The sequence below is a fragment of the Leuconostoc falkenbergense genome (genome assembly GCF_014634805.1).
Classification (GTDB): domain Bacteria; phylum Bacillota; class Bacilli; order Lactobacillales; family Lactobacillaceae; genus Leuconostoc; species Leuconostoc falkenbergense.
Genome location: NZ_BMBS01000013.1, coordinates 23,327 through 47,414, shown reverse-complemented (window position 1 = coordinate 47,414; position 24,088 = coordinate 23,327). Strand labels below are relative to the sequence as shown.

The window sequence follows — 24,088 nt, the reverse complement described above, 5'->3', positions numbered from 1 at the left end:
TTGCCCCTTGAGACAACTATATTATCTTATCACCTTGTTCTTGCCTTGTCAACTACTTTCTTCGTTGACTCGCTCAAGCTTCCGGCTCGCCCTGACTCGCTTTTGCCTCCGTCAGAACATATATTAATATACCAACTTTATCCCGCCTCGTCAACTCCTTTTTCCCTTTCTTTTACCTCCACTTTACCCCGTTTGTCCTTTCCTTACCCCGCCTCCTTTTTTCCCTCGTTTCGTTCGCTTTTTACCTCACTTCTTCCCCGTTTCCCTCTCCCCCGTTCGCTTCATTCACCTCTCCCTTTACCTTATCTTAATATTTCAAAAGAGAGTTTATTGTCAAAAACAAAACCGATAACTTTTGACATATGTTTCTTAGTCTAAGTTATCGGTTTTATTGTTTGATATTTTGTCGGGTTATGCTTTATGCCAGCGCTGTCCTTGTGGCGTATCCTCTACGATAATCCCTTGAGCGTTTAGTTCATCTCTTAATTGATCTGATTTTTGGAAATCATGTGATTTTCTAGCATTGGCTCTGTCATCAAATAATTGTTTCTGTTCAGGGTTTAAAGAAGTCTGTGTTTCGACAATATCCACACCAAATATCTGCATTAACATCTGAAGTGTTTCTAGTAGCTGATTACCAGACGATTGCTTAACCGTATCAGACTCAGCATAAGTATTAGCCAATGTCACAAGTTCAAATACAGCAGCAATTGCGTTTTGGGCGTTGAAGTCGTCATCCATCGCTGTTTCAAATGCTTGCTGTTGTCTATTCACTTCTTGATCTATCACATTATCATGACCTGAGATAGCTGATGTCAAACGGAACTCAAGATTCCGGTACCCTGTACGAATACGGTCTAATTCCGCACGCGCCTGCGCTAATGTCTCTTCAGCATAATTAATTGGTCGTCGATACTGTGTTGTCGCAAGCAAATAACGAATAGCCATTGGATCATCATAGTTAGCCAACAGGTCATGCAAAGTAGTGAAATTGCCTAATGACTTGGACATTTTTTCGTTATCAACATTAACAAAGCCATTATGCATCCAATAATTGACAAACCTTTGCCCCGTATGCGCTTCAGATTGCGCAATTTCATTTGTATGATGCGGAAAGGCCAAATCAATACCACCGCCATGAATATCGATGGTATCTGACAAATATTTTTGTGCCATGACTGAGCATTCAATATGCCAACCTGGTCGTCCGTTGCCCCAAGGTGATGGCCATGAAATAACGTCTGGATTTTCCTGACTTTTCCAAACTGCAAAATCAATTGGATCTTCTTTACGAGCCGTTTCTTCATCATCGAGACGCCCTGCGGCGTTTGCTTCCATTTCGGCCAAATCTTGATGTGCTAATATGCCATAACCTTTGAACTTTTTAGCACGAAAATAAACATCCCCTTCAACTTCATAAGCATAGCCTTCATTGACTAAGTCTTGGACAAAGGCAATAATTTCTGGAATCACCTCGGTAGCACGTGATCGAACAGTTGCAGGCTTGATATTAAGTGGCAATGTGTCTTCATGAAAAGCATCAGCATACTTATTAGCCACTGCCATTTCTGAAATACCCTCTTCTTGGGCGCGGTTAATAATTTTATCATCAACATCTGTAAAATTAGAGACATAATTCACATCATATCCACGATACTCAAAATATCGTCTCACAGTATCAAAGGCAATTGCAGAACGTGCGTTACCAATATGAATATAGTTGTAGACTGTTGGTCCACAAACATACATGTTAATTTTGCCCGGTGTTATTGACTTGAACACCTCTTTTTCGCGAGTCAAAGTGTTGAATACCTGAATCATACATTGTCTCCTGTAAACATATTTACTTATATTATACAGGACTCGTCAAACGCTTGGGGCTTTTCATGAGGCACTGCAAACAAAAAGCGCCACATCGTGGCGCCTGTTATTAGTTCAAATATTTTTGTTTAATGTCAGCCATTGTTTGTAGAACAGTATTCTTATCCAAAACTACTAACATTTCTGGTAAGTTTGGACCTTGAATTTCGTGGGTTGTGGCTATACGAATTGGATTCCACAAATTGCGACCTTTAATTTCCAAATCATTTTGAATGCCACGAATGGCTGCCATATAATCTTCTGCTGTGGCATCGTTTGGCAAAGCTGTGTATGCGGCTTCCCAAGCATCAAATACTTTGCGACCATCATCGGAAGTCAAATAGTCAACCATTTCATCAGTCACGTCGCCAAGTTCAAAGAAAGGTTTGCGCACTAATGCAACGATTTCACGTGTATAGGAAATGCCATCAACCCCAGCAATCTTAATAACGTCGGCTAACCAATCTTTTTTGAGTTGCGCATCCGACTCAGAAATCAAGTCAGCATTCACTAGTTCTTGAATTAACTGTGGCATAACAGCAGCTGTGTCACGACGCATCCATTGGTTGTTAATCCACTCCAACTTCTTTTGGTCAAACTTAGCGTTAGCTTTTGATAGGCGTGTCTCATCAAACATATTTTTAAATTCTTCGAGTGAGAAAATTTCGTCCTCACCCTTAGGTGACCAGCCCAATAAGCCAATAAAGTTAACCATTGCTTGTGGTTGGTACCCGAGTTCTTTATATTGTTCGACAAATTGCAAAACATTTTCATCACGCTTTGACAATTTTTTACCCGTCTCACCATTGATAATCAATGCCATGTGGCCAAACTTTGGCACGTCCCAACCTAAAGCATCGTAAATCATCATTTGCTTTGGTGTATTGGAAACGTGATCATCACCACGCAAAACATGAGATATCTTCATCAAATGATCATCTACCACCACGGCAAAGTTGTAAGTTGGCATGCCATCAGCTTTTTGAATGACCCAATCGCCACCGACTTCCTTGGCACCAATTTCAATGTGACCCTTAACAATATCGTCCCACGCAAAAACTTTTTCCTCTGGTACGCGGAAACGCACAACCGGCTTAAGCCCTTGCGCCTCAAATTCAGCATACTTAGCTTCGCGTTCTTCGTTAGTCAATCCTTCATATTCATAAATATAATGTGGTGCTTGTTTGGCAGCTTGTTGTGCTTCGCGTTCTTCAGCTAATTGTTCCGAGGTTTTGTATGACTTGTAAGCTTGCCCATTGGCTAGTAAAGCATCAATAAATTCTTGATAAACACCCTGTTCATTACGTTCTGATTGACGATAAGGACCATATTCTCCCGGCTTATCAGGACTTTCGTCCCAATCCAAACCAAGCCACGCTAGATTATCCAGCTGTGATTTTTCACCGTCAGCAATGTTACGTGCTGAATCTGTATCTTCAATACGAATAATGAATGTGCCGTTATAATGGCGCGCAAAAAGCCAGTTGAAAATTGCAGTTCTCGCGTTACCAATATGTAAATGTCCCGTTGGTGACGGCGCATAGCGGACACGAATGTCTTCTGTCATGTGTTATCAATCTCCTATTTGTGATGTGATCACGATTTGTCTAGCTACTAGTATACAACAATCAGTAAGCTAGTTCCAATAACGAAGCGAATGCTAGTCATACTGCTAAACTTTTGGCAAAAAAACGAATTTGTTTGTCATAAAAATCTTCCGGTGGCGTTACCAAATCGGGATTTTCAAAACGAATAGCTGCTAAAAAATAGCCAAAATTTAACCAAATCATATTCATAGTGGCTGCTTCAATATCGACTTGGTCACTAATTTTGTGTTGTGCACGCATGTCCGTAAAATATTCTCTTAACATTTGCTTGAATTGGAGGGGTATTTCTTCAACTGCTCGACTCATTGCAGGCATTCTAAATGATTCTTGGACCCCAACTAACACAATCTCTTGATGATTGGCTTGAAATTCTTGATAAATTCTAGACATCGTAATCAAATCTTTTTCGACGTCGCCAATGACAACCATGCCATCAAAAATGGTCGATAAGTCGTGCAAATGGCGCTCGACAACGGCTGAAAGCAATCCTTCTTTATCAGTGAATTTACGAAATATCGTACTGGGATTAACACCCGCCACTTCGGCTGTCTTATTGATAGTTGCCGATTGATAGCCACCCTGAATTAACAAAGTAATGAAAGCATTTAAAATCAAATCTTGTTTTGATGTTGGATTAGTTGTCATATCACACCTCTTCTTAGCTATATTATCATATTTCTATTTTAAAGGACTGTTCTTCATAAATGCAAGCAAGAACTTGCATGCAAAACATAATAGTGCTATTCTGTTGTCAGCAAATAAAAAGGAGAGCCACATGAATTTCAAAAAATTTCTGCTCAACAAGGGTGTGATTGGCGCACTCATCATCGTTTTATTTTACGGATTATTAATGGTCGGTATTTATTTTTCTGGCTACAAAGCGGTTCCCAGTAAAATTGATCAATTACCCGTCGCCGTCGTTAGCCAAGACAAAGATAGCACAAAGCTCGCTCATCAATTAGAAGACGCTTTGCCATTCAAACATATCAAGAAAAATATCAGTTTGTCCGACGCCAAAGCGCAACTTAATAATCGTAAAATTTATTTGATTATTAACGTTCCCAAAAACTTCAATGCTGATTTGAAAAAAATAGATGGTAAAAGTACAGCCAAATTAAAGTTTTATATCAACTATGCCAATCCAACGACTGCCGTCTCCGCCATGGAAACCGTGTCAAAATCAGTTGGTGCCAAGGTACAAAAGAATGTTTTACTTCAGCAAGGTAAAGGCGTCTTATCAGCAGCAACCTTGTCTCAATTAGAAACCGAAACAAAATCTTTGATTGCGGCAAATCCTACTCAAAAGGACGCTATTTTAGCAAAAGCCAAGGCAACACAGCAAGTAGCAACTGCAAAAATTAACCAAACCTACGCTAATGTTGCCAAATCATACCAATATGATATTGTGAAGGTCAACAAAGTGCCAACCGGCATGCAGCACAGCATGGCACCTTTCTTTATGTCACTATCTTTCTATATCGGTTCAATGATTGCAGCCATGCTCATTGTGATGGCATATAAATCATTTGCGCCATTAATTGGTCGTTGGAGGTCATATGTTTACACTGAAATCGCTATTGTTATGATTGCCATGTTTGCGCCTCTATTGATTGTTGGCCTCAGCAAGAGCATGATTCATTTCAGCACGAACGTCTACTGGCAACTATGGTTCACACACACACTAGAATTGTTCGCAGCCTTAAACGTCAACTTAATTTTCTCATTGATATTAGGTCAGCTGGGCATTATGATCAATATGCCATTCATGCTGACACAAGTTGTCTCTGGTGCTGGCTTAATTCCACGTCCGATTTTGCCTGAATTTTTCAAAGCCATGAGTAACATTTCACCTTGTTTTTATGCGATTCGCGCTGATTACAACATTTTGTACGGTGGCAATCACACAGAAACACTCTGGCTTCAACTTTTCGCCATTGGCGTTGTGACAATAGTAATTCATCTCATCATTGTCGCATTTCAAAAGAATAAAAACCCACTTGTCGACGTCGCTTAGAAGTTGCAAAAAAGGACCACATTTATGGAAATGCGGTCCTTTTTGATTTATAAATTATGTGTCACGTTTTTGTTGGCAACGTCATTGTCTTTAAGCTGGCGTTTCAGTTGCTTGAGTTCACGGTCGGAATTAACTAGGAGGTAGCCACCACAACCATAAATAGCAGCTTCTGCTAAAGAAATTAGATTATGGAAATATGATGTTGCTATAATTGCCACAACGGTGACTGCAAAATAAATTCCCCAACGTCCTGAAAAAAATTTTTTGTATATTTCATTTTTGTTTTCCCCGTTAATATTTAGTAGCTTTAAGTCTTGAAATTACTGCTTTATTGCTATCATTTAATCTTTTTTTACCTGATTGAGTTCACGGTCGGAATTAGCTAAGAGACCCCCAGCAATAATAATTAGCATGAAGTATGCTGACACAGTAGCCTTTGGAAAATAAAACGTGATGATTGCTACTAGAACCACCACAATAAAATATTTTACCCACCGGTCACGGAAAACTGTTTTTAATTGTCTCATATTAAAGTCCCTCGTTTAATACTTACTTATGCCCTTTTCCAATGCCAGCCCACTTAGCACCATAGTTGATGCCTGCGTAATCTCGCATGACCACCCACCATAAAAGGCCGTTGAAACACTATAATGTGGCACTGTGCTGTCCCAGACAACTGAAACGCCATTTTTTGGAAAACGAATCGATGGTTTATGGCACGCTGCCTGTGGATTGGGCCAACAATCATTACAATACCAATATTTATCGCCTTTAGTACATGAACCAGATCGCCAACAAACACCAAAACCATTTGCCACGGCCATTTGAGCACGATACTTTAACGTATTAGCACCACTTACATTATTTATGAGTTGTATCAAATCCATGCCAAACAAGTTGACACCTTGGCTATGATTATCAAAGTTTTTAGCATACCGAACACTCTCATCGTAAGATAAATAGTACATATTTCCTTTACCAACAGCATGTGGTTTTGGTAGTGCATCGTTTGCCACAGCGCCACACACTTTATGAGTTATTGGTATCAACAAAATTGTGATTGTAACTAATATGATGACTGTTTTTTTCATGTGTGCCCACTCTATCAGTACGATAGTCAATACTTTTTTGCACCTTGCTGTTTTTTCTTATAAGCGGACCTTGCTCTTAAGGCCAACACTAATGAAAAAACAATAACATGCAGGCCATTTGTATATCTATTAAAAACTCAGGTACTGCCATTCCAAACATACACCATGCACTATCACGTAAAAGTTACTGTTTCTCGCCAGTTCATAAATTTCTGCCACATATTAGTCCCTTTTTTAGTAAGTTGTCTTGTTTTTGATCTAATCAACCTCACTTTTCATTACGTTGCTTAGCTTCTTTAGAATTAGCCAACACAGCGTATATTACTGATCCCAAAAGCATCGTAATCGCCCACTGCATATCAACAAAAGCGCCAGAAACGGCGAGTCCTAGAAAAAAGGCTGACATTTCACGATAGCTCGTACCAGGTGACAACATTTTTATTTTATGCCACATCAGCTTGCTCCTTAGTATGCCTTTTATTGCCATTAACGCTTATCCGACTATTGTATTCTTACAGTCTTTTATTTGTCTTTATTCTCTGTCTTTCCAAAAGATATCAATCCAAATATTACTGAAACAAATAGATATGAATAGCCGACTACTGCATCAATTCTAAAAGAGGCCATTGAAAAGCCAAAGAAAAACCACGCGCCATCTCGATAATTAACTTTTTTTGCTATCCCTTTAAGACTTTTCCACATTCTGCTTTCCTCTTTTAGTATGCTGTTTTATTGCCATTTACTCCCACCCAACGACCGGCACTATTATAGTCACACGACCAACCTAAGTAAAAGTCCATGTGCATTGCATTAAGCCCACCCGGCCAATTGTTTGGCGTGCGATTATCTGACCCGTCAGGTTTACTCAAAGCCGATTGTGGCGTCCCCCAACTATCATTGTAAAAATAGTCATAAAATTTGCCATTCTTAGTAGTTGTTACTGTGCCGAAGCCTTTGTCTGTAGTTTTATCATAGGCATTTTTTAACTTAGCAATTTCTTCATTCATTGCGTTGATTCCGAGAATGTCGATATTACTAATTCCAATAACAGAAAGGATTTTACCAATCAGCCCTCCAGGAGAAACTATGGCAACAGTGGCATTGGTAATAAAACTCGCGGCACACATATTGTCGTACATTTTCAAAGAATTTTGGTAATTATATCCTGCAACACAAATTCCAGATTGATGACCACTTTGCCAAGACCATCCGTTACTAGTTTGCAGATGATCTGGTGTCACAGCATTAATAGAAGCTCCAACCGTTGGCTTTTGATTTACTTTTAATGTTTCAGTATCGCTATCAAATAAATAATTATTCATTTCATTCCATTTACCATCCACTAAAGGCATCAATAATGTTTTGCCATTAATGATGAGTGTCCGTTCTTTCGAATCTAAGTCGAGCGCAGCTCGATCACCTTTGCTACCATCTGTCGCATCTACGATATCACTGTCTTTAATTGTTATGCTTCGACCATCAATCATTGTATAAGTACGTTTGCCTATTTCATCAGCTAATACCGGCACTATAGGTACAAAAGCACCAACAACTGTTACTATCAACATCATGAGTGTAATAATTTTTTTCATTATAAACATTTCTCCTTGAAATCTTTAGTTCTACATACGTTCTACATACACGTTTATCGTAAGCTAATAACTTGTCTATTTGCGTCAATATTTTCACTCAATCGACTCCTAAAATCATCAAATGAAAATCACGTCTTCATCACACTATCATTTAGAAGACAGTTCGTGTTTAATACTAACTAACCATACCTACCACCCATTTTCCATTACCTTATTCACAATTTTTCCTGTCATATTTCTTCTCTTTTCTTTAACATAAACTTCATTATTACAGCCTTTTATGAATTTTCATCGACTATTTTGATATTTTTTTGTGCAATCATTCTCATTTTTTGACAAAATAAAAAGCCAGTTAAACTGGCTTTTTAAATATTACCCTAGCGCAATTTTAAGCGCTTCGCTCAAGGTTGCGACACCAACGATTTGAATGTCACGTGGCTTGGTAATCCCATTTAAATTGTTTTTTGGTACAATTGCACGTTTGAAGCCAAGCTTTTTTGCTTCCTTTAAACGCCCTTCAATATCAGCAACACTGCGCACTTCACCAGTCAAACCAATTTCACCAATAAATACATCACTAGATTGTGACTCTTTATCATAGTAAGAACTCGCAATCGCAATTGCAATTGCCAAATCAATCGCTGGCTCATCAAGTTTGACACCCCCAGCCGCCTTCAAATAGGCATCTTGATTTTGCAGTAGCAAATTAGCACGTTTCTCAAGTACAGCCATAATAAGTGACACACGGTTACGATCTAATCCAGCCGCGGTCCGTTGCGCATTTCCAAATACAGTCGGTGTAACCAAAGCTTGCAGCTCAACCAAAATTGGGCGTGATCCTTCTAATGCCACCACGATGGCCGATCCGGTTGCACCAGCCAAGCGCTCCTCAAGGAAAATTTCAGAAGGATTGGCAACCTCAATTAGCCCGCCATCTCGCATTTCAAAAATACCTAATTCGTTAGTCGCCCCAAAACGGTTTTTGACAGCACGTAGAATACGGTATTTGTAGTGACTATCACCTTCAAAATATAATACCGTGTCCACCATGTGTTCCAAAATCTTGGGTCCCGCAATAGCACCATCTTTGGTCACATGACCGACGATAAAGATGGAAATATTATTAGTCTTGGCGATTTGCAGCAAATCAGCTGTCACCTCACGAATTTGTGAGACTGAGCCAATGGCAGACGTGATATCTGGTTCTTGCATCGTTTGAACCGAATCAATCACCACAAAATCCGGCTGTAAACTTTCAATTTGTTTTTTGATAGCCGTCATATCCGTTTCCGGATAAAGGTAAAATTCGTCATGCCCAACGCCCAAACGATCAGCACGCAATTTAACTTGGGTCGCAGATTCTTCACCGGTTACATACAAAACACGACCCGCTTGCGCCAATTGCCCTGAAACTTGTAGCAATAACGTTGATTTACCAATACCCGGATCGCCACCAATCAGTACCATTGATCCCGGTACGACACCACCACCAAGGACACGATTTAACTCCTTTAGTTGCGTTGCCACCCGTGGGGTCGCCTCAGAAGTCACTTCGTTAATTTTTTCAACTTTGGCCGTTCGACCATCAAGGCTGACACGGCTCTTGCGATCATTGGTTTCTGGTTGAATTTTTTCTTCAACTAATGTCCCCCACTCACCACAATTCGAGCAACGCCCAAGATAACGAGCTGATACAAACCCACAATTGGTACATATAAATTGCGTTTTAACTTTAGCGATAGTTATTCTCCTTTCAGCTGTTGATAAAATGACTGGGCTTGCGCTTGATACTCTGGAAAACGTTTGTCCGCCGCCAAACTATCAACATCACGTGTAAATTGACCTGTTTTTAACATGCGAATATAGGACTCAGAAAATGGCCAGTCAGCCTGTTTGGCACGGGCTATTTCAAGTGATGTATCATAATTGACCCGTCGAAAATCAGCGCTCGCCACACCAACAATATCGTCTAATGTCAATAACAAATACTGTGCAATCATACCTTTTTGAGTCAGTTGATATGATTGCCCCACTGTCCCAGTATTCAAAATACGGTGCATCCGATACGGTTCATAAACAATGTTGTCACTGCGCATAATTTGAGCATGAACATGTGCATGTATTGCCATGTCCGCATCACTACCTTGAAATACTCTATCAAAGTTGGCTTGTGGTGCGTCGGGCGATAAATCACTACCGTAATTCTTATTGGGCTGATTATGCATGAGGTCAATTTTTAGCCCTGCACGTTCAATACGACGCTTAATTGGCAACCGCCTGATTTGATCAATCTCTGCCTGATTAAATGCCGCATATTCACGTGACATCCAAGCCAAAAAGGCCACATCCTTAGCATTACCAAAATCTATTGGCTCGCCAGCTTCAATTTCAAAATAAGTGGATTCCCAATTACCTTGTAAGAAAACCGTAGTGTTCTCCTGTTGCAGCAAATGGTAACTCGCTACCGTGCCAGGCCCAAACGTTGTAATATCGCCTAATGACCAAAACTCGGTCACCCCATTCGCTTTTGCATCAGCAATCGCAGCCTCTAAAGCTGTTAAATTACCATGAACATCTGCTAAAACACCTATCTTTTGTTGCATGTGATGAATTGCTCTCCTAATCTTGATTCATGAGGTGGATTGGCGTAGTAGGCAATTCACGTATAAACGGCTGCAATGCTGTTGGCTTAAAGTCAGCTAAATCATTGGTGTCACGCCATGTTACAGTTTGCTCCCACGCATCTTTAGCAAATAATTTAGTCTGATCAGCTTGTTCAACTAGCCAAGTAAAATTAATTTCATTAGTCTGCTTACCACGAAAAGCAAACAGATTTTCCGTGACGGCAATCAACCGTACCGGTCGGACGTGAATGCCCATTTATTCAGCAAATTCTCTGACAATAGCAACCTGACTTGTCTCACCAAACTTAATTTTTCCACCCGGTAAGGCTGAAAAGTGATTGTCGATGTCGACATTAACTGCCACCTGATGCTGTTTGTTAAAAAAGGCGCCTGTCACGCGCAACTTAAAATCGTGTTCAACCCCTCGCCAAACAATATCTGTCGCCTCATCTGCCATTAATTTTGACCCGTTGACCCAAATCCGCCTTGTCGTTGTTGTTTAGCAACTTGATCGTCCCCATCAGCCAGCAGATACGGTAAGAAAATTCCTTGACCAATACGTTCGCCTTTTTTGATGTGAACATCTTTAATGCCAAAGTTAATGAACTGGAAGAAAATTTCACCTTCATTAGCATCATTATTATAGTAGTCAGCGTCCACAATACCAATTGCATTTGGCATCATGATACGCTTTTTGATTGGACCGCTAGAACGTGACACAAGCTGCAAATACTCACTTTCAGCCATATATGCTTTAATACCCGTTGGTACCAAAACAGGCTTTAAAAGGTCTTGTAAATCGGCATCATCACGAATACCTTTTAGTTTACCAAGGGATAAAATGTTGAGTCCCTTAAAAAAAGGATTACTCAAAACGCTTGGCAAGGTAACGTCTGCTGATGCTTCAAAATCATATCCAGCTGCTTGTGTTGTGCTTCGCTTAGGCAAATTTAAACCAGCATTAGCGTATTGACTTACTATTTCAAAACCACGTGTCATCTTTCAAATACCTCATTAATTGTTTATATTTCATTATACGTTATTTCGGTCAAATTTTAGACAGCATTTTTGTCACTTAACTGCTCTTCTATTGTTATAATGTAGACAGAGGAAATCATTATGGACTTTCAACATGAAAATGGTCGTTATTTTTTGGAAAAAGACGGCAAAACAATTGCAGAAGTGCTTTATACCACAATTAATGATGGCAAAACCTTGTCACTCAACTCGACAATCGTTGACCCATCACTACGTGGTCAAGGTGTCGCACGTCAGTTAGTCGATACTGTCGTTCATGAAGCACAAGCAAACGGTCAAACAGTGAAACCCGTCTGCTCATACGCACGCGCTTTGTTTTTCCGCAATCCCGACATTTATCAGGAGATTGAATACAAGTCATGAGTTCAACACAAGATTTGCAAAAGATTATTGCTGGCCGACGTGCCGCTGAATTTGTTCAAGATGGTATGGTGGTCGGCATTGGCTCTGGTTCGACCATTGCCCACGTTATCACAGCATTGGGTGAACGTGTTGCCAACGAAAATCTCAAAATTGTTGGCGTCCCAACTTCCGAGAAAACGCGTCGTAATGCGGCTAAACTAGGCATTCCCATGTATAATGTTGACGATGTCGACAAAATTGATTTGACGATTGATGGTGCCGACCAAGTTGCCGACGACTTTTCAGCCATTAAAGGTGGCGGAGCTGCTCTCCTATGGGAAAAAATTGTCGCTTTCAATTCACGTGAAAACATCTGGGTCATTGACCAAACCAAACGTGTCCCAAAACTCGAACAATATTTACCCGTGGAAGTCATTCCTTATGGTTCTGAACAATTGTTCAAGCGCTTTACCGCAGATGGATTCCACCCAACTTGGCGATTAGACCAAAATGGTAATCCTGTCCGCACCGATTCGGCAAACTTCTTAATTGATTTACATTTACCAGTCATTGAAGACCCAAGGGCTTTGGGTGAAGAACTTATTGGTATGGTTGGTGTTGTTGAACACGGTTTGTTCACCGATGTCGTCAATCAAATTGTGATTGGTCATGAGAATAACGTTGAAATTATTAAGGCACCTTGAGGGGCCTTTTTTTGATGTCATAAAACATAACATAGATAATTGGTATACTCGATTTGTGCGGTAAAATATTCTCATAACCTGCAAGGAGAACCAACATGCGTACAGAATCAGATTCACTTGGTCAGATCGAACTGCCAAAAGATGTCTACTTTGGTGTTCATACCCAGCGAGCTTTGAATAATTTCCCGATTTCAGATAATGTCACTCACCCAGAAATTATTCGCGCCTTTCTGGAAATTAAGCAAGCAGCTGCCCAAACAAACGCCACGTCAGGTAATTTGGATCGTTCAATTGCCAAGCACATTGTCAGTGCAACTAAATTACTCCTCAAGCAACCAATTGATTCTCGTATGTTTCCCATTAGTGACATTCAAGGTGGTGCTGGTACAAGCACCAATATGAATGTCAATGAAGTGATTGCCAACATTGCATTAGAACAAATTGGTCGCGCCCGTGGCGACTATCAACGCATTAATCCCAATGATCATATTAATATGGGTCAAAGTACCAACGATACTTATCCAAGCGCTGGTAAAATTGCCTTGATTCGTTTGATGGCGCCATTGCTTGACTCATTAGAATCCCTAGTTGACGCTCTTGGCAACAAAGCTGACACGTTCTCTACAACTTACAAAATGGGGCGCACGCAACTGCAAGACGCCGTGCCAATGACGTTGGGTAATAGTTTTCACGCATGGCTCAAGCCCCTACGTCGTGATATAACACGGCTCACCACCGCTCGCGATGCGCTATATATGCTTAATATGGGTGGCTCGGCCATTGGTTCAGGAATCAATGTCATCTATCACTATCAAGTCCACATCGTCCCAAACCTTGCTAGTATCACCAACTTGCCCTTGACACAGGCACATGATTTATTTGACGCCACCTCTAATTTAGATAGCTTTGTGGCGCTATCAGGTGCTCTTAAGTCACTGGCGGTCAACCTATCAAAAATGTCAAATGATCTAAGACTCATTAGTTCCGGTCCACGTTCTGGTCTCCATGAAATCAATCTACCCGCTAAACAAGCCGGTTCTTCCATCATGCCCGGTAAAGTTAACCCCGTCATTCCAGAAGTAGTCAACCAAGTCGCTTTTGAAATGATTGGCTTTGACGCCACCATCACAGCAGCGGCGGAGGCTGGACAGCTTGAGCTCAACGCTTTTGAGCCCATTATCTTCAAAAGTCTGATTGCAGGCATTGAACATTTGACCCGTGCAATGGATACACTACGTATCAATGCGGTTGACGGTATCACCATTAACAAATCACGTTTGTCACAGGATATTGATTTGTCAGCTAGTTTTGCAACCGCAATGGCCCCAATTATTGGCTATCAAGAAGCTGCTAAAATTGCCAAAGAATCCCTACGTACTGGCAAATCGTTGCGCCAGATCGCTGAAAATAAAGGTGTATTCAGTGAAGATGAACTGGCACATATCTTCAAGGTTGAAGACATTGTCATCAACGCTCGAACACCAGAGCATGGTCTTGTGTTGCATGCCCCCAAAGCTAAAGCATAGTCAAACCCAAAGTAGTCAGACGACTACTTTTTTTAATCGCGCAAACTAATCCCAACAATACCGACAATAATCACCAAAACGCCCCAAAATTGCCAGCCAAACGAGAACGGATGATGTAAAACAATCACACTTAAAATGATTGAAAACACTAATTCCATCGCTTGTGTTGCTTCAACTTTGGCTAATGATTTGATGTTCTTAAAAACCATTGAGGTTGCGTGGAAAAAGAGTGCCGTAGCAATAACACCTGAAGAGAGCGCAACCAGAAAAGTTGCCATAACCGTTTTGCTGCTAGGGGTGCCGTTGACAACAAAACTAATCCCAGCAAGCAATAGCCACGTCGGTGTTGTACAAATTAACATCCCCCAGATTCGCTCAATTCCACTCGTTTTGGGCGCTACCACCATGACTTGACGATTTCCCAAAGGATAACAAATCGCCCCAACAAGAATCGCCAACAAGGCTAAGTAGATATGCCCAGTGATATGAATTGTCCCCATGTATTGCATGACCGTCATCAACACACCAGCCAAAATAAACCCCATCCAAGGCAAACTTTGCCACGGAAAAGGAACTTTTGGTCTTGTTGTCTTCCCTCTAACACGTAAGTTGAGCAATGGGGTCGTCAAAACACCACAAACAATTGTGCTTTGCCAGACGCTTGCCACCAACCAGCCCGGCAAGTATGCGCTTGCTAAACATAATGGCACATAAAACAGCACAAAACAAAAATGACTCCACACCCACCATGACACCGGTTGCCGACTGATTGCTTGCTTCACGTGCTTAAATGACCCACCGAGTGGTACTAAAATAACAGCCATCATGGGCACCATCCATAAAAATCGCAGGGACGCAGACCATAGCCAAAAACCGTTCTTATTCGCAATGATTTCATTGAAAATAAAGGTCAATGAGAAAAAGAAGGCAGATAGCACACCGATGAGAATTGCTTTAACACTTATTTTCATACATAAACCCGCCTTTTTCTGATTACTAACAAGTTACCAGTAAATACAAAGGCATACAATAAAAATATTGTATGCCTTATAATATTTAATAATCACAGATAATTAGGAGAACAACTATGGTTGATGATGACTTATCTTGGGTCCCCAGCAAATTGCCTTTGCAACCACCGCTTTACCAATCGCTGTATCAAAATATTCAAAACGACATTGAAAACGGCATATTGCCACCCTATAAACAGCTACCTTCCCAACGAGAACTGTCCTATTTTTTAGACATTCATTTCACAACTGTCACACATGCTTATGAATTGGCAATCAAACAAGGACTACTCTACTCAGAAAAAGGTCGTGGTACTTTTGTATCGCCTAATGGTGTGCGCGATAATACAATTCAAGCACAAAATAACGCATCACACATCAGCGATTTGGGTAGTCTCAATATGGGACACACGCCTAATAGTCTTGCAGAAAGCACTATCAAACTAGCTATGTCACACGTCACATTAGCAACTTTGTCACGCTACTCTACCAACGCTTTTGACGACCAACAATACCACCAAATTTGTCAGCAGTGGTTTGATTATTTACAGGTGCCCATGAACAAGAATCAATCAACCTTGATTACCGGCGGCGGGCAGAGTGGCTTAGCAGTCATCTTGTCTGGCTTGTTCAAACCTTATGACACAATCGTCGTCGATGAATACACCTATTCTAATTTCATTGAATTAGCGAAAACATTGCATATCAAACTGCTGGCAATTGCGCAAAATCAAGATGGCATGGATCTCGTTGCACTCGAACATTTACTCACCAATCAAAAAATTAACGGTGTTTACGTCATGCCATTTTTATCCAATCCAACCAATCGTTCCATGCCACTGATTCGGCGTCAACAGTTAGCAAGATTGAGTAGGCAACATGATTTTATTATCATTGAAGATGACTATTTGAGACATTTAGATACACAAAAATTGCCTGCCATAATTGATTTAGCACCGCAAAACACAGTTTATATCACTAGCTTTTCTAAAATTGTTGCGCCCGGTTTGCGCGTCGCCTTTCTCTTGTATGACCAGCAATTTGATCGACAATTGCGCCATTCATTTACTAATTTAAATTTGCAAGAACCGACGCTAGACTTTGAAATTATCCGCTATCTGATTGAACATCATCTTATTGAACCTTTAATCCATTATCAACGTGAGCAAATAGAACGTCATGTTGCTGTTTTTCGTGAAATATTTGATCTCAGCGCCCCTAACAGTCCTTTTCAATGGGTCAAAATTAATCCTAAGTTGGAAATTGGAAAAGTTAAAGACGATTTGGCGCAACAAAAAATCCATGTGCTGTTGAGCCCCCAATTTCAAGCTGGTGGCTGGCGGTCGCACAGGGATTATTTTGTCAGAATTGCAATTGCTGGCATTAGCGATACAGCGCAACTGCAGCAAATACTGTTACGCCTGAAACCTATCATTAGGTAAGCAGGCGTTTTTATTTTAACAGTGCTAACGTTGGCTCATGTAAGCGTCCGTTGAAGTATTTCACCAATGCACGTTGGTACAGTTCAGAATTGTCAGCGACTTTACCAAACAATGTCAAACTTGCTTGGAATTTTTGCGCATCGACTTCACCAAATAATGCCACCGGATCAGAGTCAGGCAAATTCAGTGTGGTCGTGACAATCGTTTCTAAACGCTCACGTAATGTGTCATCAGCAAGATAATCGTTGGCTTCTTGTTCGCCATCAATACCATAGTACATTGCACGCGCGCTGCTACCCAAACCTTTTAATTGTGGTAGCACAAACCACATCCAATGGGTTTGTTTTTGACCATTGGTTAATTCTTGAAGTGCGTCTTGATAGGAATTCACGCCAATGATTTCACCATTTTGGGCGTCAAGAAAACGTTGTAGGATACTATCAACCGTCAATGTTTGCGCTTGACCGGTTGCTTTGTATTGCTGATACACTCTAAAAACAGCGTCCCCAGAAAACGTTAGTGGTGTGTGGGCAATTGTTTTCGGTGACATCCAACGCTTAGCGTCGATTTCAGTGTCATCAATTTGAGATAACTCATCATCCCATGATGTTAACAAATAAACCGTTGTGTAGAGTTTCGTCCGGTCACCATTAGGATAATGGGCAATGTAGTGGCGTCCTGATACTGTTCCTATCAGTTGTAATTGTTGTGGGTCCGCGACGATACCACCTTCTTCAAGTGATTCACGCGCTGCATTTTCCTGCCACGACATTTCTGGCTCAACGTAGCCACCGGGGAAAGCCCACGCATTGAAATCACGATTAAAGACCATCAATAGCTCGCCTTTTTGATTTTCAATGACGGTGTCAGTAGTGGCCGTCACCAATTCAAAGTCATGACCAACTTTTTCACGTATTTTAGCAATATAGGAATCTTGATAGGGCATATTTTTCTCCTTGAACGCTGAACTTGTTGACGATGGACGCAATGTCTTTGAGCACCAACGACATCGTACCATCCGCGTTATTGACAAATTCTACTTTACTATGATCTTGATAAATATCAATCGGAATAGATAATTCAATACCGGAATCCAATTTAAACTTTTGGACGCGATACTTTTTTTCGTATTTGGTCGTGTTGGGGACAGCAACAGTCTTTGGAATTGCCTTTTCAGTGTATTCTTGCTTCGCGCTGATATTATTGGTGAAAACTTTTTCAGCAATTTTGTCAGTGTCAATTTCACCAGTCGCCTCAATACTATCGTGGATCACGGTTTGTGTGATAGCGAGCGCTTCATGCTCTGGTTCGTCGTATTTTTCAGCGATATTTTTAACTGTGCGCTTAATCGTTTGAATATTCTCTTTTACCGAAACGTCCGGTTTTATTTCGAGGAATTTTTCGGAAAAATACGGCACGCGGTGACCATCAATGAGGTATTTCTTTTCTAGCAGTTGATAACTATCATCGTTTAAATCAACCAATATTGCTTCACTGACCGTTTGCGTCGCAGCGGGCAAAACAGCTTGATTTAGCACCAAGTTATTCACCATTTTGTCGTCTTCGTATTCGACAGCATGTGCATAACGTGGTGCAAAATCCAACTTTATCAACCCAAATACTGGCCCTTCGTCCATCGTCGCTTGAAAACTCAACAAATCGCCGGGGTGAATTGCTTCACTCCCGGCCATTGTGTCAAATAATTTAGCAGCGAGTTGCGTGGTCATGGTCGCAAAATTATCTTGTGCCAAACTTTTTTTGAGATAATTGTCGGCGGTGAGATGACCTGTCTTGATATCACCTTGCATGACCTTGGCGACAATCTTGTCAATATAATCATGAACACCAGCGTTATCAACGTTCATTTCCGCTTGGGAAGCAATTAAACTACCTGTGTTCGTATCTAAAATATGCAAAATGGCATGTTGAATAATCATCGTAATGTCTGTTGTGCGTGGTTAACACGCAAAAAGTCCTTTATCTATTTTCTTCATTGTACCATTTTCACTCATTGCTGTTATCACTCTGGCGTGTCACTTAACGTCCATGTTAATTCTGATTCTAGTTGTTTGCCTAATAAATTAGTCGACAAGACAGCATTAGGGTTCAACCAAATGCTGAAGTTTTTGGTATCATCATGGTTAAATAGAATATTCTTGGTTGCGGTCGCTGATGTGCCCGACCAGAAACTGCAAGCTCCCGTGGATAAATCATTAGCGCCATATTTAATCTTCAAATCTGAATTAGCAATCGTAGCTGATTCACCATCAGTTGTCCAGTCGCTTGTTTGCGCCACGGTAACATTATACGTTGTACTGTTGTCTAAATCTTCTAAGGCTACTGAACCAGTTGTCATGTTGGTTGCCAGAGGGCTATTGCCATTAAAGAAGTCACTGGCTGCTAACGTGCCAAAATTAAGGTCATCAACTGATACAATACTTGGCGAAGCTTGATTCTTGTTGGCCCAAACATACGTTACCGGTCGAACCGCATCGTCCCACATTTCAGTGGTAGAAACCTTGTCACCTTTTGGATTCAAGACAGTGCCGTTACCAACAATCTGCCAAGCCGCGTCATTCGTGACGTAACTTGTGCTAGGAATCGTTGTGCCAGCCGCTGGTGCTGCGTCAAATCCGGGGTCCTCTGGGAATACTGTCTGTTCGCCAAGCTTAACCTGCCAAAGGTTGCTTTCTTGATCAGATTCAGGGTCCAACGCTTGCCATGAGCTAAACATGAACGCAACCGGCGAGGTAACGCCGATTCCACCCGCTTCAGGGTTCACTTCTTTTAACCCAGATAAGTCAAATGAACTAGTGTCTAATGTTTCCAGTGACGCACCCACAAACATGACTTGCATATTCTCAACACGTGCCGTATCGAAATGTGACAAGTCTAAGTGCTTCAGGCCGTTCAAGGCAAACATACCAAACATATCTGTGACATTGCTGGCATTAAAGCTAGACAAATCTAATGCCGTCAAGTTAGGCATCATTAGAAACATACATGACATATTCTCAACCTTATCAGTATTGAAATGACTCAAATCAAGGCTACTCAGTGACGCGTCTGCAAACATGTAGCTCATGTTTGTTACATTACTCGTGTTAAAACTTTCAATATTCAGCGCTGTCAAACTAGACAATCCACCAAACATCGTATCCATATTCTCAACCTTATCAGTGTTGAAGTGACTCAAATCAAGCGTACTTAACTGTGATGCGAAAGCAAACATGCCACTCATATCCTCAACATTACCAGTATCGAGATTCGTATCATCAAATGATTGTAAGTTCTCCAAATCCGAGAACAAATAGCTTGAATCCACTGGCGCTGCAACATCATCTTCAAATCTAATAGCAGTGACTAACTGTGGTAAATCTGAACCCCACCCAAAAGTCGCATTCAAGTTCTCATAAACCCCCTCAGCCAGCACCGTGGGCGAGTCGTCTTCAGACTTGTAAAAGGTCAAAACACCATCATCTGGATTCAAATACCACGGTGAATTACCATTAACACCACGCCACTTTTCGCGAGGTTGCCAAACGTACGTTGTTGTAACTGCACGACTGTCACTTGGAATGTCACCACCGGAAATCAAGGCACCAGTGGGCGCATGGTCAGTCCCCTCACCAACAATTTGCCAGCGATTGCCACTCACGTAATCACTACCAGCTCCCGGAATAGTCGAACCCACAATTGGATCCAGAATATTGGCTGCACCATCAAATGTTTGGTTCGCGCCAAGTGTTAGCTTCCATAAGCTACGATTATACATATATAGCATGTTGTCAACGTCGCATTCTGAGTTGAACGTAAAATGACTTAAATCCAGCGTCAAAACTTGTGATTGATAAAACATATAGCTCATGTCGGTCACTAGACTTGTATCAAAGCTACTGATGTCAATCGTCGTTGCGTTCGAATAATTAAACATATCACTCATATCAGTCACCGCACTCGTATCAAAACTACTCAAATCTAGCGTCGTCGCTTTTGAACCACTAAACATATATCTCATATTAGTCACTGCACTCGTATCAAAACTACTCACGTCTAGCGTTGTTGCGGCTGATTCATAAAACATATGACTCATGTCAGTGACTGCACTCGTATCAAAACTACTCAAATCTAGCGTCGTCGCTTTTGAACCAGAAAACATATCACTCATATCAGTCACCGCACTCGTATCAAAACTACTCAAATCTAACGTTGTTGCCGCTGAATAACTAAACATATCACTCATACCAGTCACCGCACTCGTATCAAAACTACTCAAATCTAGCGTCGGTGCTTGTGAACCATAAAACATTCGGAGCATTGTCGTCACATCTGATGTATCAAGATTCGCGCTATCAAACTTTTCTAAATTGGATAAATAGCAAAACATCTGACTACTATTTGAAGGTAGCTTAGCACCTGATAAGAATTTTATTTCCTTAATCATTGAGACATAGCCTGCGAACTCGGCAGCATACATAATTTCACCCGCTGCCAACGTTCCCGCTCCAAACTCCAAAATGCCGGTATCTGGGTCCAGCGTGTATGGTGATGTCCCATAAGTCCCTGTGATCGTCTCAGTTGCTTTTAACTGTGGTGCTAACGTCGGTTCACTTATTTTTTCTTTTTGCGCTACAACCGGCTTATCTGGTTCTGGCACAGGGTCAGCCTTTGGTTCTGGCTGAACTTCAACTGGTGCCTTATCAGTATCAGCCGAGGTATTAACCTCAGACTGTCTTTTTGGCATTTTAAAAACTTTATCCAGCAATGCAGCCTTTTTTGTCTTATCGTGTGTTGCTGATTTCAGATTAGATTGTTCGGCAGCCACAGCGGCTACCATTTGTACAGGACTTGCGCTAACCAGTAGCAAAGTTATCGTTAATTAAGATGGCTTTTCTAACATATTTTTTCATGCAGCATACTCCCAGTTTTATCGTCATCATTTAGTATAAAGTGGGGGGGTGAAGCTACCTTGAACAAAAGATGACCATTTTGTGAACAAATCACACAAAAAAACCAGCTCATCAATAGATGAACTGGTTCAATCATTTAACAACTATTATTCAGTTACTGGTGTCTTTGCAACCACTGCTGAGATGACTACCTTGCCGTCAACTAAGTCAGCGCTCAAAGCCTTTTCACCGGGGTTATCCAAGTAGAAATCGGTTACTTGGTCACGAATTTGTTGCTCAATGACACGACGTAGTGGACGTGCACCCATTGCTTCGTCATAACCATCTTCAATCAGATGATTCTTGACTGCTTCAGATACTTGCAATGTCAAGTCTTTCTTAGCCAATGTCTTGTTCACATCATCTAACATCAAGTCAACAATTTGCTTCAAGTCCGCCTTTGTCAAAGCGCTAAACTCAATCACACCATTGAAACGGTTCAAGAATTCAGGGCGGAAGTAAGGTGCCAACTTCTTCATCAAGTCTTCTTCGTCACCTGCTGCGCCATGACCGAAGCCGGCGTTTGATGTAGCAATAATGACTGTGTTCTTAAAGTTAACCACATTACCTTGACCATCAGTCAAGCGACCATCATCCATCACTTGCAATAGTAAGGTCAAAACTTGCGGATTAGCCTTTTCAATTTCGTCTAGTAAGACAATTGAGTAAGGATTACGACGTACTTTTTCTGTTAAGGTGTTGCTGTTGTCGTCATAACCAACATATCCTGCTGTCGTACCAATCAACTTTGATACGGCCGTCAAGTCAGAATACTCACTCATATCCAGACGGACAATGTTTTCCTTGCTACCGAACATATCCAACGCTAACTGCTTAGCAAGTTCAGTCTTACCAACACCAGTTGGTCCAACAAACAAGAACGAACCAATTGGACGATTACCTTCATCAAATCCTGCACGATTACGGCGAATTGCCTTAGCAACCATGTTAACAGCTTCATCTTGACCAATGACTTTACCAGCCAAGCGATCACCAATTGTCTTCAAGCGTTCAATATCTGAAGCACCCATTTGTGCAACGGGAATACCAGTCAAACGTTCAACTGATTCCGCAACATCATTTGGCGTTGCCACAACTTTTGTAGCATCTTCAGCACTATTGATTTTCTTCTCCAAATCAGCAATTTGGTTCTTATATTTCAAGGCTGCTTCATAATCTTCATCACTAACTGCCTTTTCTTGCTTTGCTTTAACATCAGTCATTTGCTTTTCTAGGCTGACTTTGTCTGTCACTGGATTCTTCGCTGACAAATGTGCTGCTGTCATATCCAACAAATCAATCGCCTTATCAGGTAATGACCGTTGTGGAATATACTGAACCGCATAATCAACCGCTGCTTTTAAGACATCTTCTGGCAATGAGACATGGTGGTGCTTCTCGTATAACTTAGCAATACCCTTCAAAATCTCAAGCGTGTCCTTTGGACTTGGTGCATTAACCGTTACTTCGTTGAAACGACGTGCCAAGGCAGCGTTTTTCATGATTGTGTTACGGTACTCATCTTGTGTTGTGGCACCAATTAATGAAATTTCACCACGACTCAAGGCAGGCTTGATAATATCAGCCAATCCCTTACCACCATCTTCGCCACCAGTTGAACCAGCGCCTAAGATTTGATGAATTTCATCAAAGAACAAGATGATGTTACCTGCTGTCTTGACTTCTTTCATCAAGTTTTGGATATTTTCCTCAAAAGCGCCACGGAATTGTGTGCCAGCTTCCAAGCTAGAAATATCAATGCTATAAATTTCCTTATCTTTAATGGCTGCTGGGACATCCCCATTGACAATCGCTTGTGCCAAGCCTTCAACGACCGCCGTCTTACCAACACCGGCATCACCAACTAACACAGGGTTATTCTTGGTACGACGACCTAGAATTTCTGCTGTTTCTTGAATTTCTTTGTTACGACCAATCACTGGATCAAGCAAGCCATCACGTGCTTCTTGCGTCAAATTACGACCAAGCTTTGCCAACATGCCTTCTTGCTTAACTTGTCCCGGTTGTTGTGCCATTGGGCGACCATTACCAGCCACTTGGCCGGCTTGCTGACTACCTTGTGGTAACTGACCACTTTGGCGATATTGCGCAAATTCCTCTGGTGTGACTTCGCGACCGTTAATCAAATAACGACGATTTTCCGAATTCATACCGTTCATATTGCCCATCATGTTGTTAAAAATGTCATTCATATCTGATCCGAATGGATCATTGAAAAAATTATTGTTAGCCATAGTTTAAATTCCCCTTTTTATCTACGTGCTTGTG

Annotated in this window: 24 protein-coding genes; 5 read left to right on the top strand and 19 right to left on the bottom strand. The window is 41.2% G+C overall.

Annotated features, from left to right (window positions below; genetic code table 11):
* Positions 1 to 411: 411 nt before the first annotated feature.
* The 3 genes from cysS to IEU71_RS04130 form a co-directional block, all read right to left on the bottom strand.
* Positions 412 to 1,821, bottom strand: coding sequence for a cysteine--tRNA ligase (gene cysS / locus IEU71_RS04140; RefSeq protein ID WP_004911035.1), 1,410 nt, complete (start codon positions 1,819 to 1,821; stop codon positions 412 to 414).
* A 109-nt stretch (positions 1,822 to 1,930) separates the two neighbouring features.
* On the bottom strand, positions 1,931 to 3,427 hold the full coding sequence (gene gltX, locus IEU71_RS04135) for a glutamate--tRNA ligase (protein WP_004911032.1): 1,497 nt from the start codon (positions 3,425 to 3,427) through the stop codon (positions 1,931 to 1,933).
* A 97-nt stretch (positions 3,428 to 3,524) separates the two neighbouring features.
* Positions 3,525 to 4,112, bottom strand: a complete 588-nt coding sequence (locus IEU71_RS04130; protein ID WP_004911031.1) for a TetR/AcrR family transcriptional regulator — start codon at positions 4,110 to 4,112, stop codon at positions 3,525 to 3,527.
* Positions 4,113 to 4,242: 130 nt separating this feature from the next.
* On the opposite strand from IEU71_RS04130, the gene IEU71_RS04125 reads away from it, so the two are divergent.
* On the top strand, positions 4,243 to 5,481 hold the full coding sequence (locus tag IEU71_RS04125) for a YhgE/Pip domain-containing protein (RefSeq protein ID WP_004911028.1): 1,239 nt from the start codon (positions 4,243 to 4,245) through the stop codon (positions 5,479 to 5,481).
* A gap of 47 nt (positions 5,482 to 5,528) precedes the next feature.
* On the opposite strand, the gene IEU71_RS04120 is transcribed toward IEU71_RS04125, so the two are convergent.
* The 11 genes from IEU71_RS04120 to IEU71_RS04075 form a co-directional block, all read right to left on the bottom strand.
* Entirely contained in the window at positions 5,529 to 5,699 is a 171-nt protein-coding gene (locus tag IEU71_RS04120; RefSeq protein ID WP_004911024.1) for a hypothetical protein, read from the bottom strand.
* Positions 5,700 to 5,822: 123 nt separating this feature from the next.
* On the bottom strand, positions 5,823 to 6,008 hold the full coding sequence (locus IEU71_RS04115; protein WP_004911023.1) for a hypothetical protein: 186 nt from the start codon (positions 6,006 to 6,008) through the stop codon (positions 5,823 to 5,825).
* A gap of 15 nt (positions 6,009 to 6,023) precedes the next feature.
* Positions 6,024 to 6,572: a hypothetical protein gene (locus tag IEU71_RS04110; RefSeq protein ID WP_036066453.1), complete on the bottom strand. Its 549-nt coding sequence runs from the start codon at positions 6,570 to 6,572 to the stop codon at positions 6,024 to 6,026.
* A gap of 268 nt (positions 6,573 to 6,840) precedes the next feature.
* Positions 6,841 to 7,026 carry a hypothetical protein gene (locus tag IEU71_RS04105; RefSeq protein ID WP_004911016.1) on the bottom strand — a complete coding sequence of 62 codons (186 nt, stop codon included), beginning with the start codon at positions 7,024 to 7,026 and terminating at the stop codon, positions 6,841 to 6,843.
* Positions 7,027 to 7,094: 68 nt separating this feature from the next.
* Positions 7,095 to 7,274 (bottom strand): hypothetical protein, encoded by a 180-nt coding sequence (locus tag IEU71_RS04100; protein ID WP_004911012.1) that lies wholly within the window; start codon positions 7,272 to 7,274, stop codon positions 7,095 to 7,097.
* A gap of 14 nt (positions 7,275 to 7,288) precedes the next feature.
* The gene (locus IEU71_RS04095) at positions 7,289 to 8,164 is read right to left on the bottom strand and encodes a hypothetical protein (RefSeq protein ID WP_004911007.1); all 876 of its coding nucleotides are present in this window, start codon (positions 8,162 to 8,164) and stop codon (positions 7,289 to 7,291) included.
* Positions 8,165 to 8,536: 372 nt separating this feature from the next.
* Entirely contained in the window at positions 8,537 to 9,904 is a 1,368-nt protein-coding gene (gene radA, locus IEU71_RS04090) for a DNA repair protein RadA (protein WP_080519300.1), read from the bottom strand.
* 2 nt (positions 9,905 to 9,906) lie between these two features.
* Complete coding sequence (locus tag IEU71_RS04085) at positions 9,907 to 10,767, bottom strand: metallophosphoesterase family protein (RefSeq protein ID WP_036068143.1); 861 nt, start codon at positions 10,765 to 10,767, stop codon at positions 9,907 to 9,909.
* Between the two features lie 16 nt (positions 10,768 to 10,783).
* A complete protein-coding gene (locus IEU71_RS10170) occupies positions 10,784 to 11,044 on the bottom strand; it encodes an NUDIX hydrolase (protein WP_004910993.1) in 261 nt (86 codons plus the stop codon).
* On the bottom strand, positions 11,045 to 11,245 hold the full coding sequence (locus IEU71_RS10165) for an NUDIX hydrolase (protein WP_004910991.1): 201 nt from the start codon (positions 11,243 to 11,245) through the stop codon (positions 11,045 to 11,047).
* Entirely contained in the window at positions 11,245 to 11,787 is a 543-nt protein-coding gene (locus IEU71_RS04075; RefSeq protein ID WP_004910989.1) for a dCTP deaminase/dUTPase family protein, read from the bottom strand. The genes IEU71_RS10165 and IEU71_RS04075 overlap by 1 nt, the downstream gene beginning before the upstream one ends.
* Positions 11,788 to 11,907: 120 nt before the next feature.
* Between IEU71_RS04075 and IEU71_RS04070 the strand changes: the two genes are divergently transcribed.
* From IEU71_RS04070 to IEU71_RS04060, 3 genes are all read left to right on the top strand, one after another.
* Positions 11,908 to 12,189: a GNAT family N-acetyltransferase gene (locus tag IEU71_RS04070; RefSeq protein ID WP_004910985.1), complete on the top strand. Its 282-nt coding sequence runs from the start codon at positions 11,908 to 11,910 to the stop codon at positions 12,187 to 12,189.
* Positions 12,186 to 12,872, top strand: a complete 687-nt coding sequence (gene rpiA, locus IEU71_RS04065) for a ribose-5-phosphate isomerase RpiA (protein ID WP_004910982.1) — start codon at positions 12,186 to 12,188, stop codon at positions 12,870 to 12,872. The genes IEU71_RS04070 and rpiA overlap by 4 nt, the downstream gene beginning before the upstream one ends.
* 95 nt (positions 12,873 to 12,967) lie before the next feature.
* Positions 12,968 to 14,398 carry an aspartate ammonia-lyase gene (locus IEU71_RS04060; protein ID WP_004910981.1) on the top strand — a complete coding sequence of 477 codons (1,431 nt, stop codon included), beginning with the start codon at positions 12,968 to 12,970 and terminating at the stop codon, positions 14,396 to 14,398.
* A 32-nt stretch (positions 14,399 to 14,430) separates the two neighbouring features.
* Here the strand turns inward: IEU71_RS04060 and IEU71_RS04055 are convergent, their stop codons facing one another.
* Complete coding sequence (locus tag IEU71_RS04055) at positions 14,431 to 15,369, bottom strand: multidrug resistance efflux transporter family protein (RefSeq protein ID WP_036066440.1); 939 nt, start codon at positions 15,367 to 15,369, stop codon at positions 14,431 to 14,433.
* 116 nt (positions 15,370 to 15,485) lie between these two features.
* Here IEU71_RS04055 and IEU71_RS04050 point away from each other — a divergent pair, with 116 nt between their 5' ends.
* The gene (locus IEU71_RS04050; RefSeq protein WP_004910977.1) at positions 15,486 to 16,850 is read left to right on the top strand and encodes an aminotransferase-like domain-containing protein; all 1,365 of its coding nucleotides are present in this window, start codon (positions 15,486 to 15,488) and stop codon (positions 16,848 to 16,850) included.
* 10 nt (positions 16,851 to 16,860) lie between these two features.
* On the opposite strand, the gene IEU71_RS04045 is transcribed toward IEU71_RS04050, so the two are convergent.
* From IEU71_RS04045 to IEU71_RS04030, 4 genes are all read right to left on the bottom strand, one after another.
* Positions 16,861 to 17,796, bottom strand: coding sequence for a DUF1810 family protein (locus IEU71_RS04045; protein ID WP_004910974.1), 936 nt, complete (start codon positions 17,794 to 17,796; stop codon positions 16,861 to 16,863).
* Positions 17,768 to 18,787, bottom strand: coding sequence for a nucleoid-associated protein (locus IEU71_RS04040; RefSeq protein WP_004910971.1), 1,020 nt, complete (start codon positions 18,785 to 18,787; stop codon positions 17,768 to 17,770). The genes IEU71_RS04045 and IEU71_RS04040 overlap by 29 nt, the downstream gene beginning before the upstream one ends.
* 83 nt (positions 18,788 to 18,870) lie before the next feature.
* Positions 18,871 to 21,675, bottom strand: a complete 2,805-nt coding sequence (locus IEU71_RS04035) for a BspA family leucine-rich repeat surface protein (protein ID WP_158082475.1) — start codon at positions 21,673 to 21,675, stop codon at positions 18,871 to 18,873.
* Between the two features lie 231 nt (positions 21,676 to 21,906).
* Entirely contained in the window at positions 21,907 to 24,054 is a 2,148-nt protein-coding gene (locus IEU71_RS04030) for an AAA family ATPase (protein WP_004910967.1), read from the bottom strand.
* Between the last annotated feature and the right edge of the window lie 34 nt (positions 24,055 to 24,088).

What these genes read in the sequence shown, in the direction of transcription:
- IEU71_RS04070 (WP_004910985.1), top strand. Translation starts at nt 11,908, where the DNA reads ATGGACTTTCAACATGAAAATGGTCGTTATTTTTTGGAAAAAGACGGC.
- IEU71_RS04095 (WP_004911007.1), bottom strand. Translation starts at nt 8,164, where the DNA reads ATGAAAAAAATTATTACACTCATGATGTTGATAGTAACAGTTGTTGGT.
- IEU71_RS04050 (WP_004910977.1), top strand. Translation starts at nt 15,486, where the DNA reads ATGGTTGATGATGACTTATCTTGGGTCCCCAGCAAATTGCCTTTGCAA.
- IEU71_RS04110 (WP_036066453.1), bottom strand. Translation starts at nt 6,572, where the DNA reads ATGAAAAAAACAGTCATCATATTAGTTACAATCACAATTTTGTTGATA.
- IEU71_RS04060 (WP_004910981.1), top strand. Translation starts at nt 12,968, where the DNA reads ATGCGTACAGAATCAGATTCACTTGGTCAGATCGAACTGCCAAAAGAT.
- cysS (WP_004911035.1), bottom strand. Translation starts at nt 1,821, where the DNA reads ATGATTCAGGTATTCAACACTTTGACTCGCGAAAAAGAGGTGTTCAAG.
- IEU71_RS10170 (WP_004910993.1), bottom strand. Translation starts at nt 11,044, where the DNA reads ATGGGCATTCACGTCCGACCGGTACGGTTGATTGCCGTCACGGAAAAT.
- IEU71_RS04040 (WP_004910971.1), bottom strand. Translation starts at nt 18,787, where the DNA reads ATGATTATTCAACATGCCATTTTGCATATTTTAGATACGAACACAGGT.
- IEU71_RS04100 (WP_004911012.1), bottom strand. Translation starts at nt 7,274, where the DNA reads ATGTGGAAAAGTCTTAAAGGGATAGCAAAAAAAGTTAATTATCGAGAT.
- IEU71_RS04045 (WP_004910974.1), bottom strand. Translation starts at nt 17,796, where the DNA reads ATGCCCTATCAAGATTCCTATATTGCTAAAATACGTGAAAAAGTTGGT.
- IEU71_RS04085 (WP_036068143.1), bottom strand. Translation starts at nt 10,767, where the DNA reads ATGCAACAAAAGATAGGTGTTTTAGCAGATGTTCATGGTAATTTAACA.
- IEU71_RS04130 (WP_004911031.1), bottom strand. Translation starts at nt 4,112, where the DNA reads ATGACAACTAATCCAACATCAAAACAAGATTTGATTTTAAATGCTTTC.
- gltX (WP_004911032.1), bottom strand. Translation starts at nt 3,427, where the DNA reads ATGACAGAAGACATTCGTGTCCGCTATGCGCCGTCACCAACGGGACAT.
- IEU71_RS10165 (WP_004910991.1), bottom strand. Translation starts at nt 11,245, where the DNA reads ATGGCAGATGAGGCGACAGATATTGTTTGGCGAGGGGTTGAACACGAT.
- IEU71_RS04030 (WP_004910967.1), bottom strand. Translation starts at nt 24,054, where the DNA reads ATGGCTAACAATAATTTTTTCAATGATCCATTCGGATCAGATATGAAT.
- IEU71_RS04115 (WP_004911023.1), bottom strand. Translation starts at nt 6,008, where the DNA reads ATGAGACAATTAAAAACAGTTTTCCGTGACCGGTGGGTAAAATATTTT.
- IEU71_RS04105 (WP_004911016.1), bottom strand. Translation starts at nt 7,026, where the DNA reads ATGTGGCATAAAATAAAAATGTTGTCACCTGGTACGAGCTATCGTGAA.
- IEU71_RS04075 (WP_004910989.1), bottom strand. Translation starts at nt 11,787, where the DNA reads ATGACACGTGGTTTTGAAATAGTAAGTCAATACGCTAATGCTGGTTTA.
- IEU71_RS04055 (WP_036066440.1), bottom strand. Translation starts at nt 15,369, where the DNA reads ATGAAAATAAGTGTTAAAGCAATTCTCATCGGTGTGCTATCTGCCTTC.
- rpiA (WP_004910982.1), top strand. Translation starts at nt 12,186, where the DNA reads ATGAGTTCAACACAAGATTTGCAAAAGATTATTGCTGGCCGACGTGCC.
- IEU71_RS04125 (WP_004911028.1), top strand. Translation starts at nt 4,243, where the DNA reads ATGAATTTCAAAAAATTTCTGCTCAACAAGGGTGTGATTGGCGCACTC.